We start from the raw sequence: 13,362 nt of genomic DNA on the forward strand, positions 1-13,362 counted from the left end.
TAAAAGAAATACCCGGAATTTGTGAAATTGAAAAAGAATTAACTTTTCATATCGCTCGACATACTTTTGCAACAACTGTAACGCTTACTAATGGTGTTCCAATTGAAAGCGTGAGCAAAATGTTAGGTCACAAAAATTTAAGAACTACCCAACACTATGCAAAAGTTTTGGATAGAAAAGTTAGTGAAGATATGAAAATTTTAAAAAGTAAATTTAATCTAAGTACAACAAAAGAATTAATGAAAAATGTTGGTAATTGATTTAATTATTTCAATTAAGATTTATTAGTCTAATAAAATTTAAAATCAGTTTTATTTTTCATCACAATATCCTTTATTGTCTGTTTTCATATGTTGTCGCCCCCATTGATACATACTGTCAATAATTGGCAGCAAAGTTTTTCCATAGTCAGTTATGTTGTATTCTACTCTTGGAGGAATTTCAGGAAAAATAATTCTTTCAATTATTCCGTCTGTTTCTAATTCTCTTAACTGGTTAGTTAAAGTTTGTTTACTAATTTCTGTTATGTTTTTAAGTAAAACACTATAACGATTTCTGTCTGTTCGTATCATATGAATAATACTTGGTTTCCATTTTCCACCAATAATATTCATACAATATACCACCGGACAATTACCCGGCATAAATTCTTTTGTCTTTCTAATTGCTTTATTTTCCATTAGTCTAATATTTTAGTCTATACACAAATTATTTGTCAATATAAAATATTTAGGCAAAGGTAATAAATTTGCATTCTCGAATAATTTTTAAATAAACTTTATAATGAAAGCAATACAATATCAAAATTTTGGAGCATCGGACGTGATAGCGTTCAATAATATTCCTCAACCAACAATTGCTACGGCAGACGATGTTTTAATTCAAGTAAAAGCCGCAAGTGTCAATCCACTGGATATTAAAATTCGTTTAGGTTATATGCAACAAATGCGACCAGTACAGTTGCCTTTTATACCGGGCTTAGATGCTGCCGGAATTGTTGTGGCTGTAGGTGAGAATGTGCAAAAATTTAAAGTAGGCGATGAAGTAATGGCGGTTACTATGGCAAACGCTTATGCAGAATTTGTGATAGCTAATCAGTATTTTGTTTCGCATAAACCTACCAATATTTCGTTTGAAGAAGCGACTTCGTTGGCAGTAAACATTGGTACTGCTGAAAGTATTTTATTTACCGAAGGCAAGTTAGAAGCAGGACAAAGAGTGCTCATTCAAGGCGCAGCAGGTGCAGTTGGTGCGACAATGGTGCAACTGGCAAAGGAAAAAGGTCTTTATGTATACGCCACTGCAACTGGAAAAGGACTAGAATTAGTAAAAGAATTGGGAGCAGATGAAATTTTTGATTACAAGTTGGTTGATGTTTCTACTTTACTAAATGACATTGATTTAGTTGCAGATTGTGCTGGTGGACCAACGCAAGTTAAGTTGTTTGAAGTGGTGAAAAAAGGAGGTAAATTATTGAGTATAGCTCAACCTCCCTCTCAAGAATTGGCACAAATGCACAACATAGAAGCACGATTTATTTCTTCAGATTTATCATCCAAAAATTTGGAGAACGGATTAATGTTAGTAAAAGATGGGAAGTTAAAACCTTTTGTAACCAAGTTGTTTAAGCTGGAGGAGGCTGCTCAGGCTCAAGATTTTCTTTCGAATGGTGGAGTGAATGGAAAAGTAGTACTAAAAATTGAATAATCTAAAATTTTAAAAAATGAACATTATATTAAAACCGTTTAATAAAAGTAATCTTTCGTTAAAAAATCACTTAGTAATGGCTCCAATGACAAGAAGCAGAGCCATAAACAACTTACCAAATGATTTAATGACTGAATATTACCAACAACGAAGCGGAGCAGGATTAATAATTACTGAAGGAACTTCACCCTCTGAAAGTGGACTTGGTTACTGCCGTATTCCTGGGATTTACTCTAACGAACAAATAGAAGCTTGGAAAAAAGTTACAGATGCAGTCCATAAAAATGGAAGCAAAATATTTGTACAATTAATGCATACAGGAAGAATTGGTCATATTGATAATCTTCCTTCCAATAGTAAAATAATAGCTCCTTCAAAGATTAAAGCTGAAGGGAAAATATATACGGACACCAAAGGAATGCAAGAGTATCCAACTCCAGAAGCACTTTCTACCGAAGAAGTTTATCAAGTAATTGAAGAATATGTACAAGCATCAAAAAATGCAATCAAGGCAGGTTTTGATGGTGTAGAGCTTCACGGAGCAACAGGTTATTTAATTGAGCAATTTCTCAATCCTCACTCAAATACCCGAACAGATGAATTTGGCGGTTCTGTAGTTAATAGAGCCCATTTTGCAATATCAATTGTTAAAAAAATAGCAGATGCAATTGGAAATGAAAAAGTTGCAATACGATTTTCTCCTTTTTCAACTTTTAATGATATGCCTGTTTATGATAATGAAGAAGTTCACAAAACCTATTCTTATTTGTCAGAGGAACTTGACAAACTAAACATTGCCTATTTGCATTTAAGTATAAATCCTTCTATTCCAGAAAAAACAATGGAGGCAATAAGAAATAATTTCACTAATACTATAATCATCTGTAATGGATTTAACCCAGATTCTGCTGAAAAGGTTTTATCAGAAGGTATTTATGATTTAGTTGCATTTGGTAGCTTGTTTATTGCAAATCCAGATTTGGATAAAAGAATTGAGAGAAAGGAATTATTTAATGAATTAGATCCATCAACATTTTATACTCCTACAGAAAAAGGTTACACAGATTACCCAAGACTAACTTAAAATACTTTAAAATGGTTAAAACAAAAATCACATTCAAAGATAAATTAGGCGTTTTCTTTTGGCGAAATTTGATGATGCCTTTTATTGCAAAAATTGGCGGAAAAGTATTTCCAAAAGGGAAAGTTCAAGAATTTGCCTATGGAAATCATAAAGATGAAAAATTAGATTTTATAGCACCAAATAGCATAAAAGAAAACCGTCTGGCAATTGTTCACATTCACGGTGGAGCTTGGGTTGCAGGAAGTAAAGGTGGATTTTATTCAAAACCTTTGATGAAATTTTCTGATGCTGGTTATCCAATTTTTAGTTTGAATTATCCATTAGCACCCGAACAACAGCATCCATTTTTATTGCGTTCTTTGTTAAAAGCATTTGTTTGGATAAAGAAAAATTATCCTCAATATGATACCATTCATTTAATAGGCGATTCTGCTGGTGGAAATTTGGCAATGATGTTGGGGATATATTTGTCTAATCCTGAATTATTGAAAATACTTGATGCTGTTGATTTGAATAATTTGCCCAAAGTCAAAAGTATAGTAGATATTTTCGGTGTTAATGATACCGTTTCTTGGGTTGAAGATGGTTTTCCAAGTGCAAAATTGTTTAATAAAGTGTATGTAGAAAATACTACAACACCAAATATTCCAATAGTGCCAATGGATTTTGAACATATTAAAAATTTACCACCTTTATTTATTGTCGGTGCAGGAAAAGATAAACTACTGAGGTCGTCCAAAATTTGGGCAGAGCATATTTCAAAGTCTTTTAAAGATGTGAAATTTAAAATATATGAAGGTGCTGCACATGGTTTTTTCAGTTTTGGTAAAGGTTGTGAAGAATTGAGCAAAGATATGTTAACTTTTTTCAAAGAAAATAATTAAAACGATAATAAATGTTCACGTTTTATAATATCACTTTGAAAAATTACAGATATTAAATAAAAATTTAAATTTATTATCTGTTTATATTTCTCAAAAATATTGAAAAAGAGATGCGAAAATCTTGCACAATACAAGTGCTGAATTAAAATGAACTCTTGATTTTTTTGTATAATTAAAACTATTTTAGTAATTACATTTTTTACTTAGATATTAACTGTATGCATTGAGCATTTAATTCATTCAAAATAGTTTTAAATTTATCAGTGGTAGACAATGTTTACCACTGTTTTTTTTTATTTTCGGTATCTGGAGAATCATTTTTCAAAAAATATTAAATAAGTATAAAGAAATAAATATTTATAGATTGAATTTATATATATCTATAATTATTATTTCTGTAGATGTGTTAAATTTTGAACGAAAGAATATTTAAATTAATAATAGAATTAAATGAACAACTAAACTTTATAGATTTAGAAGTTGATAATCCAATAAAAAAAAGTGAAAAAGCAATAGAAATTATTTTAACATCTATAGCTAGCTTAAAAAAGGTGATTGTTAAAAATAACTTTAAAACAGATACTGAAGAAATTCATTTCTTTAAAGAAGTTAAACCACAATTTACTTCTAAATTGATTTATTACAACATGGTCTTTAAAATAGAAATGAAAAGACCTAATGGAGGAAATCGAATATTAAAGAAATACTATCACAATGAATTACAAAAATTAAAAGCATTCTTTGATAATGAATTAGAATTTTACCAATATTACCGTTCTGGTAGCAGTTATCTTGATTATAAATATTTTCAAAGAGGAAAGTTTGATATTAAATTAGCCTTAGATAATTATTATTTTGAAACTGATACGACATTTAGTACTTCACACGATTTTAAAGTTGCTCAAATTTTAGCAAATGATCTCATTCAATTGTATTTAGAAAATCAATTAATTATGATTGAGAATAATGACTCTTCTGAAAAATCACAACGAAAACCAAATATTAAATTATTATGGACAGGTTCCAAAGTTTCATTAACGGAATTATTATATGCTTTAAACTCTGAGGCAGTTTTTAATAATGGTAATGCAGACATTAAAGATATAGCAAACTATTTAGAATATGTTTTTGATATAGACCTAGGCGATTATTATAGAACTTTTTTAGAATTAAGAATGAGAAAAACCTCTCGTACAAAATTCTTATCTTCGCTAACAGATAGCTTAATCAAAAAAATGGATGACGCTGATGAAAAATAACCTACTATGATAAAAAGCCTTTTTGTTCTTAACTCCGATCAAATAAACAAACATGGTAGTTGCTTTGCTATTTCCGCAATGGAAGATATAGTTTGGGATAAATCTACTAAAGCAGTTCCAATGCATCTTGGTCATGACATGCATAGACCAATTGGCTGTATAATTCCTTTCGGTTTATATTTTGAACCTAAAATAGTCAGAAATTTAGGTTTATCATTAATTCCAGAAACAGACGAAGAAAACAAACAAATTTTAAATTTCAAAAAATTTTCAGCTTATTCAAATATAAAAGAAGATATTGACTCTAACAATGGTGCTTTACATGATATTCTAAAGGATAATTTAAGTGATAGTTTTAAATATTTAGATTCAAGTACTCTAGCTATTCTTGATGAAGATATTGTTAGCAAAGTTTTTAAAAATTTAAGTAGCTTAAAAGTAAAAGATGATCTTATTCCAATTAAAGATTTATTAATAGACTTTGATTATAAATTTCAGGGTATTTTTATTCATAAAACACTTCCATTGTGTATATATGCTGATAGTTTTTTCAGAAGATCATTGTCAAGACACAACTGTTTTCATTATAATTTTTTAGACAAGTTCATGTTATTCAAGGATAATGAGGAAGTTGTTTTGAAAATAGCTATCGATTGGGACTTAATTGGATATGCTCCAACACTTTTACCAACAATGGAATTTGACTATTGGTTTGGTCCAAAATACACTGACGAGATTGATAAAATTGAACCCGGTTTAACAAAACATATTACAAATGAATTTGAAAGAAACTATTATCAGTTATCTTCAACAGAATTCTTTTGGAAAATAAACAAAAACTTGAGAGAATTTGAACTAGAAGAGTTAAAAGAAAGTGAAGCTCCAACTCTCGAAGATTTCTATGGTTGCAGATACATACATTCAATTTATGACACTAACGAATCAACTTTTGTCCACTTTGATGGTGCTATAAGAGGATATGATTCCGATTTATATTTTGAAAGAATTGACCAAAAAATGACTGAGTTTGGAAGAAGAAGTCAATACAAAAAACTCTTCAGAATAGATGGAAAAATTGAAATTAATGATTGGAAAAGTTTGATAACACATTATATGCAAAGTAATCCTCTTATTTATGAATATTTTAATGCTGAAAAACCAAAATCTGAACTTGAAAAACCAATAGAAAATATTTCTTTAATGGAAGAATTGGTTCCTCAAAAAATCGATGAAAATGAGGGAATTAAATTATTAGTATCATATCATGAAAAAAACAATAATTTTTCTGGGCATACTCATGCCGTTTCTATTTATGATGTAGTTGATAATGGAGATGGTAATATGGATGCCATAGAAGAAGATATAATCGAAGTCAAAAAAGCAATTGAACGATTAGGTAAAAAATTATTCATAAAAAATGATGTTCTATATGGGGATTTCAAAGACGAATATTGGAATATTCCTTGCATATTTCATAGTGTTGATGAGCCTATAGAGGACTTAAACATAACAATTGAAGCACTAAAAAATATTTTTAATAAACTAGTGGAAAGAAAACTGAATTCTGTTATTTCATTCACACTTGCATGGAATATAGAAGAAAAAGAAGTTCGATTAAGTTGTTTTGGTCATGTTAGTGACTTAATTAAATGGATGAATACATTTACAAACATTCCAACTAAACGCATTGAATTTAAATTATGGCTAGAGAATCAAAGAACATATCTTAATTATAATTATGAGCAATTTATAAATAAGCCTGCATTGAAAGATATTTGCCAATATGATGGAGTAATTTATATAAAAAGAAAGATTATTGAGACTCTATACAATCCAATGCCAATAATTAAAGATGAAAATTTAGTATGTCAATTACAAATCCCAAATGATGGCAGAAATTACGATGACATTATAGAAAATAGAATTGTACCAACAATGACATATTTTATTAAAAAAGCTACTTGTAGTAAAACAGGTAAAAGTTACTATGATAGTCCATATTCTAAATATTTAGATGACGATGTTCACGTAATTATAGAGGACATTGAAGGGCTCACTTTTTATTGGTCAGATAAGCCAATTTGATAAAAAATATTACCCAACTTGGGTATAACTTGGGTAATAAAACTATTCAAATACAACAATTTTGTACCATAACAATCTAAAACTTATGTTATGGCAATCGAAGTTATCACTCGCGAAGACTTAAACGAATTCAGAAGTCTCCTTTTGAATGATTTAAAACAACTCATTCAACCTCATTCTCAACAAGTAAAGCAATGGCTCAAATCCAATGAAGTTCGAAAATTGCTTAATATTTCCCCAGGCACTTTGCAAAACCTCCGTATCAATGGTACACTTACTTTTACCAAAATTGGAGGTACAATGTATTATAGCTATTCAGACATCGAAAAAGTTCTGAATGGTAATACTCAAAAAAGGGGCTCAACACTTTTCAAGTAATGTAATCCCGTTGAATGAATTACATTAAACATCTGACAGGTTTTTTTAATTGCATCGGCAATGAAGAAATCATTTATCCTACTCACATCAGCTTGTATTTAGCATTGTTTCAAAGCTGGAATGTAAATCGGTTTAAAAACCCGATTACCATTTCTAGGGAAGAAATGATGAAAGCCAGTAGGATTGCCTCAAAAGCAACCTATCACAAGTGTATTAAAGAATTGCAATTGCTTGGATTTATAGAATACTTACCATCCTATAATCCGTATCATGGTACAGAGGTAATAATGCATAATCTTTCTGATGGAAAAAAACCTAATAGTAGTTCAATGAATGAACAGACAAAGCCAATAATTAAACACGTTAATGGTCAGGTTACTGAACATGTTATTGAACCCCATATATATAATAATAAACAAACATTTAAAAACAATGAAAACATATCTAATGAAAACAATTTAGAAGATTCAGTTGAAGAAGAATTTTTAGAAACCGCTGAAAAAGAAAAAAAAAGTTCCGCGAAAAAAAAAGAAAGCCCAAGCTTAGAATCAGTCAAAGAATTTTTTCAAACTTGAAAGCTACCCTGAGATTGAAGCGGAACGATTTTTTAATTATTACACAAGTAACGGCTGGTTAATTGGTGGAAAAGCTAAAATGAAAGATTGGAACGCAGCTGCAAGAAATTGGATACTTACGACTTCTAAATTTTCAATCAATGCACCTCAGAACCAAGTGCAATCAAGAGCCAATAATTTACACATCCAAGAAGACAAAGATTATGCAGAACCATTGTAAGAGAATCAACTATGAATTTACAATACAACTATCCGGAAATTCTAGCTTGGTTGGAACAAAAAGGCAAACAAGACTATGGAGACAAGTTTCATTTTAAACAACAGGACACACTCAATATCACAAAGCTTGTAGCCTATTTTTTGAAAGATGAAACAAAAACTAATGAGTATGGCATCGATTTGACAAAAGGGATTCTATTATCGGGTCCTGTAGGCTGTGGAAAGACAACTTTAATGACTTTGATGAAATATGTTACCAAACAGAACAATAGATTTTATCTGAAGACATGCAGAGATATAAGTTTTGAATTTATCAAAGAAGGATATGAAATTATACACCGCTACAGTCGTGGAAGTTATTCTCAAACCGAATATAAAAATTATTGCTTTGATGATTTAGGAGTTGAGCAAAACTTAAAGTACTATGGCAATGAGTGTAACGTAATGGCTGAGATTACCCTTTCGAGATATGATCTATTTATTGCAAGAAAAGTGCAAACACATTTGACAACCAACCTCTCGGCTTCAGAAATAGAAACAGCTTACGGAAATCGAATCAGGTCAAGATTAAGAGGAATGCTGAACCTCATTGCATTTGATAGAAGTACAGCAGACAAACGCTAACTAAAACCAATATGAAAATAAACTTAAAGAAAATTAAGAAAATAGATCTTGAGATAATACAATCTGAATTGCTAAAATTCATCCGAAACAAGGTTGATAATATTCATCATTGCAAGGATTATGAAAAGTATTGCAATGATATTATTGTTATTGACACGCTACAAAGTATGTTCTACATTTTTAGAACAAAAATTGAAAGCAAAAAAGCAGATTCAAATATTAGCTTAACTCCAACACAATCAGTTATTCTACTTTATTGTTGTCAATGGGAAAGAAAAGAACGAACCCAAGAGCAGGGAATTGTAATGCAAACCATCTCTGATAAAATTCACGAAAAACTTGTCAATATTTAAATCAAAAATTATGAAAGTAAAAAATCGCTTTAAAATAGTTTGCCTTAATTTATTGGCAATAGTAATATGCTTTTCAATCATTATATCCTCTCCATTGCAATTTTTAGATTTTATCTTCAAAGGCAAAAATAGAATACTGAAATATTTAGAGGATAAGGTTTTTAGAATTTTATTCCGAATAAATGATTTGAGAAAGAATACTTAACAGAAACAAGGCAACAAATGAGTAAAATAAATAAAAAACCACTTCCGCATTCGGCAACTAAAGCTGAACTGATTGCAATGTATTGCAATCAGTTCAGTGAAACTAAAATTAGAAATCAAATTAATGAAATCCTAAAGGAAAAGAACATTTCCAAAGACACAAAAATAATTCCCCATTTGGAGTTCATGGAGTTTGTGGAAACTTATGGATTGCCAAAAGGATATTATCTTGATGACTAATATTTATGCTTCAATAAATAGCTTTCTATTTCCACATCATCAAAAATGTTTTCTTCGATAACCATCTGTTTAAAAATGTCAACTTGAATTTCTGTATCAAGCTCGACTTCATTCATTGATTGTGCATTTTGAATATAAAAATACCACCCAACCTTATCAACTTTGTTTTGATAGTCATACATTAATTTTGCAAGCTCCAATTCAGCTGCTGATGCTTTTAATAGATCAGCCCATTTATCAAAGTTTGCAATTTTCGCAATGACATGCTGAGCATTCATAAGACTGAAATTGTCTTCATCAATGCCAAAGTCCGCAATAATCATTTCTATATCAAAATACTTTGGTGTGTATTTGTATAGAAAATCAGTAGTGGTTTTGTCCAAAACAGGACTTTTTGTTTTAAAATCTTTGTGTAGATTTTTTGCTTGAAGTTTGAAGTAATCAATAGGTATCATAATATAAATCCTTTTATTTCAAAGATTATTATCCTGAGGTTTGCGTTCGTATACTATTGTCGGATAATAAGCCTTGAAGGTTTATATTATCTGGTTATTGGTTGATAAAATCTTTGCACGAACGAGCAGGCATACCAAAAATACCTGAGACAAAAATAATAATTTAATTCAAATTATTCATTCCTTTTCTAATTTTTTCATTTGTTTAAAAGCAATTGGGTTACTATAACATTGCAATAGAATTGCAATGATATCTGATAATACTTTTGAATACCTGATAAACCTTTTCAATACTTCACTATACCTCGTCATACTTCAAGGCGAGTTTTTTTTATTTCAAAAATTTGCTCATGAAAGTTATGAAATGAAAATGACTAAAGATGAAATCAACTTAATTCTAAAGCGAAGGATAAAAAGTGGCGATGAGTTTAATCATCTAATCGAAAAACCTAAAGGACAAAAGGTAAAACTCAAAAAAGGAGATACGTTTTATTCGGTTTCGATGATGAAAGTGTGGGTAGAAACTTTCTACAAGCAGGTTGCCAAATTATCACAAATCCTAAAAGGAAAAACGATTCAGGAGACCTGCGATAAGATTCATTATTTCTTGTATTACGATATCCAGTATCAAGCTGATGGGATAACACAGAATTTAAGAAGCCCTGCTAATAGTTGGTTTAACCGCAGAGAAGGAATTGATTGTAAAAGCTATTCGATTTTCGCCAGTTCTGTCTTGATGAATTTAGGAATCAAGCATTACATAAGGCAAATTAAACAGCCCAAATTTAATCCAAAGCAATTCACCCATGTTTATGTGGTTGTGCCTTTTAATCAAATAAGCGGAATGTTAGATAAAGGTCATTGCATTGTCGATGGCACAATACAGAGCAATAAAGAACCAAGTTATACGGATAAAAAAGATGTTTTTATGGATCAGAAATTACCACATATAGGATTGAATTGTCCTGTTCCAAAAAAGAGCGGTTGGTATGTAACCAAGAAGCCTTGTAAAAAAGCTTATGAATTATATGATTTTGCGAGAAGTGCTGAACAAGCAAAGAATATGTTAGAATCATTAGGTAATGATGCAATTGCTCATAAGTCAACAAGTGAAGGCGGTGCTTATAATATCTATGTCAAAAGCAATAGTGTTTATGGCAGTAAAAGAGGACTCAAAGGAATAGTAAAAAAGACAACTCAATCCCGTAGAAGATTTCCATTTTAAATAATTTGATTATGATAATATTAGAAGAACAAACAGGATTAAATGCAGGATTGAATCGAGGACTTAAAATCGGTAAAATGCTCAAAAAAAATGTCCGTCTAAAAAATGTTAGTATTAAAAATGCTGTGAAAGTTGGTAAAGCGGTAGTTCCTATTGCTACAACAGCAATGAGCTTTTTCCCTGCTACAGCCCCTATTGGAGTTGCTTCAAAGATTGCCAAAGCGGGTAAACTGGCCAAAATTGCAGCAAAAGCAGGTAAGATTGGAAAAATTGCAATGAAAGTTAAAAAAATTGCAGGGACAAAAGTCGGACAGTTTGCACTAAACAATATTGTAAAACCTGCGGTTAATAATGCTATTTCCAAAATTAGTAATCAACCACAAACCATCAGTGATCCACAGTCATTTGAAGCTGCCGAACCAGCAGAAGTAATGCCAAATGCGACTCCTACGCCTGCTCAATTGGAAACCATTGCAGAAGTAAAAGGAGTTACGGCGGAATCCTTAACTACTGGCACAACAGAAGCTGGTGAGGCAGTTCCAAATGATGCACAGCTTAAAACAATTTCCAAAGTCAAGGATATTCCTGTGCAAAATCTAAAGGAAGAAGCCCAAGCACAAAAAGAAACAGCACAACTCGAAAGTGGAACTTCAACGACAGACAAGCCTAATTATACTATTCCAATTGTTATCGGTGTTGGAGCTGTGGGAGCGATTCTTTTAGCAACAAGTTCAAAAAGTAATTAATAAACATAGAAATGAAACAAGAATTAATAACAATCAGTTCAGCCGTTGTTGTAGGTGCTCTCTCAAGAGGTCTTACAGGCACTATGACCGAGACATCCTCCAACACGGTAAAAGGTGTTGTTAATGGAGCGGTTGCTATTGGTGCTGGATTTTTAGCGGTAAAAGTAAACGGGAGTGATACCAAAAGTTCACTTTTGAGAGGTTCGGCAATCGGAGTTTCCATTGCTCATGGTCTGGAATTAGTAAAGAATATTTTTTCGTCTGAAAAAATAGCTTCCAAGCTAAATCCTGAAACAACCATCGGAAGATTTATGCAAAAGACAGCTGGTCTTTCGGGTGCGGTAAATGGATTACAAGGTTATATTGATGCTTACGGCAACTATCACGAAGATGGTTTAGGCGGTTACATTGATATCAATGGTAACTATGTAGAAAATGGTTTGAATGCTTATGATGGTGGTGATGGTGGTGATGGCTTGGGCGGTTATGACGAAGAAGGTTTAAAAGGCTATTTTGATGAAGCAGGAAACTACCACGAAGATGGTTTGGGTGGCTATATCGATGTAAATGGCAACTATGTTGAGGATGGCTTAAGCGGTTATGAAGATGATGGTCTAGGTGCTTATGAAGATGAAGGCCTAGGAGCATACATTGACGAAAACGGGAACTACATTCTGTAACCCAAAACAAGAAATAAAATTTAATTCATAAAGAAAAATGGAAAATAGAAATCCACAATTGCAAAGAGCAATTAAAGTTTTAGGAGCAAGACAACGCCAAACAAATCAAGTTGTTAGACCACAAGCTACAAAGTTGGTAGATAAAACCTATTACCTGAATGTAAAGGTTGATGGAATGAGTGGGATTAATGAACTTGTTGATGCCAATACTAAAAAAGTTGTCGGGATTACCAATTTTGATGGTAACCTACTTAACTCAGGAAGAGATGTTGTAATTGACGCTATCCGAGTGCAGTTCACTACAAGAGGACTAAAAATTGAAAGTGCTGACTGGCAAAGTAGAGACACACTTCCAGCGGAATTACAAAACGCAGATTTAAGGCTGATTCAAACTAATGACATGCTTATTGATTTGCCACTTACCGATGTTCAAAACTTCAAAAACGAAGATTACCGACCTATTGCAACAACACCTCTTTTAAGAGCTAAAGAGGAGTTCAAATTAGAATTAGAATTTCCAAAAGGTGTTACAGTTCCTATTTCAAAAGAAGGTTCTGGAATGTTTCTAAGACTAGAATTTAGAGTAACTGAGGCAAAAAAATAAGTGAACCAATAAAGCCGAAGTTATAACAACTGAGGCTTTT

General features: G+C 31.4%; 18 protein-coding genes. 16 read left to right on the top strand and 2 right to left on the bottom strand.

Annotation, left to right across the window (positions count from 1 at the left end):
• Positions 1 to 260, top strand: a 260-nt coding sequence (locus tag GV828_RS12090; protein WP_166537761.1) for a tyrosine-type recombinase/integrase, incomplete at its 5' end; no start/stop codon positions are given.
• Between the two features lie 51 nt (positions 261 to 311).
• Here the strand turns inward: GV828_RS12090 and GV828_RS12095 are convergent.
• On the bottom strand, positions 312 to 680 hold the full coding sequence (locus GV828_RS12095) for a winged helix-turn-helix transcriptional regulator (protein ID WP_166537762.1): 369 nt from the start codon (positions 678 to 680) through the stop codon (positions 312 to 314).
• Positions 681 to 783: 103 nt separating this feature from the next.
• Here GV828_RS12095 and GV828_RS12100 point away from each other — a divergent pair, with 103 nt between their 5' ends.
• From GV828_RS12100 to GV828_RS12145, 11 genes are all read left to right on the top strand, one after another.
• A complete protein-coding gene (locus tag GV828_RS12100; RefSeq protein ID WP_166537763.1) occupies positions 784 to 1,707 on the top strand; it encodes an NADP-dependent oxidoreductase in 924 nt (307 codons plus the stop codon).
• 16 nt (positions 1,708 to 1,723) lie between these two features.
• Positions 1,724 to 2,791, top strand: a complete 1,068-nt coding sequence (locus GV828_RS12105) for an alkene reductase (protein WP_166537764.1) — start codon at positions 1,724 to 1,726, stop codon at positions 2,789 to 2,791.
• Positions 2,792 to 2,802: 11 nt separating this feature from the next.
• Entirely contained in the window at positions 2,803 to 3,675 is an 873-nt protein-coding gene (locus tag GV828_RS12110) for an alpha/beta hydrolase (RefSeq protein WP_166537765.1), read from the top strand.
• A 413-nt stretch (positions 3,676 to 4,088) separates the two neighbouring features.
• A complete protein-coding gene (locus GV828_RS12115) occupies positions 4,089 to 4,934 on the top strand; it encodes an RteC domain-containing protein (RefSeq protein ID WP_166537766.1) in 846 nt (281 codons plus the stop codon).
• A 6-nt stretch (positions 4,935 to 4,940) separates the two neighbouring features.
• Positions 4,941 to 7,019: a hypothetical protein gene (locus GV828_RS12120; protein ID WP_166537767.1), complete on the top strand. Its 2,079-nt coding sequence runs from the start codon at positions 4,941 to 4,943 to the stop codon at positions 7,017 to 7,019.
• A gap of 90 nt (positions 7,020 to 7,109) precedes the next feature.
• Positions 7,110 to 7,397 carry a helix-turn-helix domain-containing protein gene (locus GV828_RS12125; RefSeq protein WP_166537768.1) on the top strand — a complete coding sequence of 96 codons (288 nt, stop codon included), beginning with the start codon at positions 7,110 to 7,112 and terminating at the stop codon, positions 7,395 to 7,397.
• Between the two features lie 14 nt (positions 7,398 to 7,411).
• The gene (locus tag GV828_RS12130) at positions 7,412 to 7,972 is read left to right on the top strand and encodes a hypothetical protein (RefSeq protein WP_235935467.1); all 561 of its coding nucleotides are present in this window, start codon (positions 7,412 to 7,414) and stop codon (positions 7,970 to 7,972) included.
• Between the two features lie 79 nt (positions 7,973 to 8,051).
• Entirely contained in the window at positions 8,052 to 8,192 is a 141-nt protein-coding gene (locus tag GV828_RS13215; RefSeq protein WP_235935468.1) for a hypothetical protein, read from the top strand.
• Between the two features lie 11 nt (positions 8,193 to 8,203).
• Positions 8,204 to 8,815, top strand: a complete 612-nt coding sequence (locus tag GV828_RS12135) for an ATP-binding protein (RefSeq protein ID WP_166537769.1) — start codon at positions 8,204 to 8,206, stop codon at positions 8,813 to 8,815.
• An 11-nt stretch (positions 8,816 to 8,826) separates the two neighbouring features.
• The gene (locus GV828_RS12140) at positions 8,827 to 9,168 is read left to right on the top strand and encodes a hypothetical protein (protein ID WP_166537770.1); all 342 of its coding nucleotides are present in this window, start codon (positions 8,827 to 8,829) and stop codon (positions 9,166 to 9,168) included.
• Between the two features lie 222 nt (positions 9,169 to 9,390).
• The gene (locus tag GV828_RS12145) at positions 9,391 to 9,612 is read left to right on the top strand and encodes a hypothetical protein (RefSeq protein WP_166537771.1); all 222 of its coding nucleotides are present in this window, start codon (positions 9,391 to 9,393) and stop codon (positions 9,610 to 9,612) included.
• Here the strand turns inward: GV828_RS12145 and GV828_RS12150 are convergent.
• On the bottom strand, positions 9,609 to 10,067 hold the full coding sequence (locus tag GV828_RS12150) for a hypothetical protein (RefSeq protein ID WP_166537772.1): 459 nt from the start codon (positions 10,065 to 10,067) through the stop codon (positions 9,609 to 9,611). The genes GV828_RS12145 and GV828_RS12150 overlap by 4 nt on opposite strands.
• 364 nt (positions 10,068 to 10,431) lie before the next feature.
• Here GV828_RS12150 and GV828_RS12155 point away from each other — a divergent pair, with 364 nt between their 5' ends.
• Genes GV828_RS12155 through GV828_RS12170 form a run of 4 tightly spaced genes read left to right on the top strand, consistent with a single transcriptional unit; the run spans position 10,432 to position 13,322 of the window.
• A complete protein-coding gene (locus tag GV828_RS12155; protein WP_166537773.1) occupies positions 10,432 to 11,292 on the top strand; it encodes a transglutaminase-like domain-containing protein in 861 nt (286 codons plus the stop codon).
• 11 nt (positions 11,293 to 11,303) lie between these two features.
• A complete protein-coding gene (locus GV828_RS12160) occupies positions 11,304 to 12,038 on the top strand; it encodes a hypothetical protein (protein ID WP_166537774.1) in 735 nt (244 codons plus the stop codon).
• Positions 12,039 to 12,049: 11 nt separating this feature from the next.
• The gene (locus GV828_RS12165) at positions 12,050 to 12,718 is read left to right on the top strand and encodes a hypothetical protein (protein WP_166537775.1); all 669 of its coding nucleotides are present in this window, start codon (positions 12,050 to 12,052) and stop codon (positions 12,716 to 12,718) included.
• Between the two features lie 37 nt (positions 12,719 to 12,755).
• Positions 12,756 to 13,322, top strand: a complete 567-nt coding sequence (locus tag GV828_RS12170; protein ID WP_166537776.1) for a hypothetical protein — start codon at positions 12,756 to 12,758, stop codon at positions 13,320 to 13,322.
• The last annotated feature ends 40 nt before the right edge of the window (positions 13,323 to 13,362 follow it).

It is taken from the genome of Flavobacterium ichthyis (genome assembly GCF_009915155.1).
GTDB lineage: Bacteria > Bacteroidota > Bacteroidia > Flavobacteriales > Flavobacteriaceae > Flavobacterium > Flavobacterium ichthyis.

What these genes read in the sequence shown, in the direction of transcription:
- GV828_RS12095 (WP_166537762.1), bottom strand. Translation starts at nt 680, where the DNA reads ATGGAAAATAAAGCAATTAGAAAGACAAAAGAATTTATGCCGGGTAAT.
- GV828_RS12100 (WP_166537763.1), top strand. Translation starts at nt 784, where the DNA reads ATGAAAGCAATACAATATCAAAATTTTGGAGCATCGGACGTGATAGCG.
- GV828_RS12105 (WP_166537764.1), top strand. Translation starts at nt 1,724, where the DNA reads ATGAACATTATATTAAAACCGTTTAATAAAAGTAATCTTTCGTTAAAA.
- GV828_RS12110 (WP_166537765.1), top strand. Translation starts at nt 2,803, where the DNA reads ATGGTTAAAACAAAAATCACATTCAAAGATAAATTAGGCGTTTTCTTT.
- GV828_RS12120 (WP_166537767.1), top strand. Translation starts at nt 4,941, where the DNA reads ATGATAAAAAGCCTTTTTGTTCTTAACTCCGATCAAATAAACAAACAT.
- GV828_RS12125 (WP_166537768.1), top strand. Translation starts at nt 7,110, where the DNA reads ATGGCAATCGAAGTTATCACTCGCGAAGACTTAAACGAATTCAGAAGT.
- GV828_RS12130 (WP_235935467.1), top strand. Translation starts at nt 7,412, where the DNA reads ATGAATTACATTAAACATCTGACAGGTTTTTTTAATTGCATCGGCAAT.
- GV828_RS13215 (WP_235935468.1), top strand. Translation starts at nt 8,052, where the DNA reads ATGAAAGATTGGAACGCAGCTGCAAGAAATTGGATACTTACGACTTCT.
- GV828_RS12135 (WP_166537769.1), top strand. Translation starts at nt 8,204, where the DNA reads ATGAATTTACAATACAACTATCCGGAAATTCTAGCTTGGTTGGAACAA.
- GV828_RS12140 (WP_166537770.1), top strand. Translation starts at nt 8,827, where the DNA reads ATGAAAATAAACTTAAAGAAAATTAAGAAAATAGATCTTGAGATAATA.
- GV828_RS12145 (WP_166537771.1), top strand. Translation starts at nt 9,391, where the DNA reads ATGAGTAAAATAAATAAAAAACCACTTCCGCATTCGGCAACTAAAGCT.
- GV828_RS12150 (WP_166537772.1), bottom strand. Translation starts at nt 10,067, where the DNA reads ATGATACCTATTGATTACTTCAAACTTCAAGCAAAAAATCTACACAAA.
- GV828_RS12155 (WP_166537773.1), top strand. Translation starts at nt 10,432, where the DNA reads ATGAAAATGACTAAAGATGAAATCAACTTAATTCTAAAGCGAAGGATA.
- GV828_RS12160 (WP_166537774.1), top strand. Translation starts at nt 11,304, where the DNA reads ATGATAATATTAGAAGAACAAACAGGATTAAATGCAGGATTGAATCGA.
- GV828_RS12165 (WP_166537775.1), top strand. Translation starts at nt 12,050, where the DNA reads ATGAAACAAGAATTAATAACAATCAGTTCAGCCGTTGTTGTAGGTGCT.
- GV828_RS12170 (WP_166537776.1), top strand. Translation starts at nt 12,756, where the DNA reads ATGGAAAATAGAAATCCACAATTGCAAAGAGCAATTAAAGTTTTAGGA.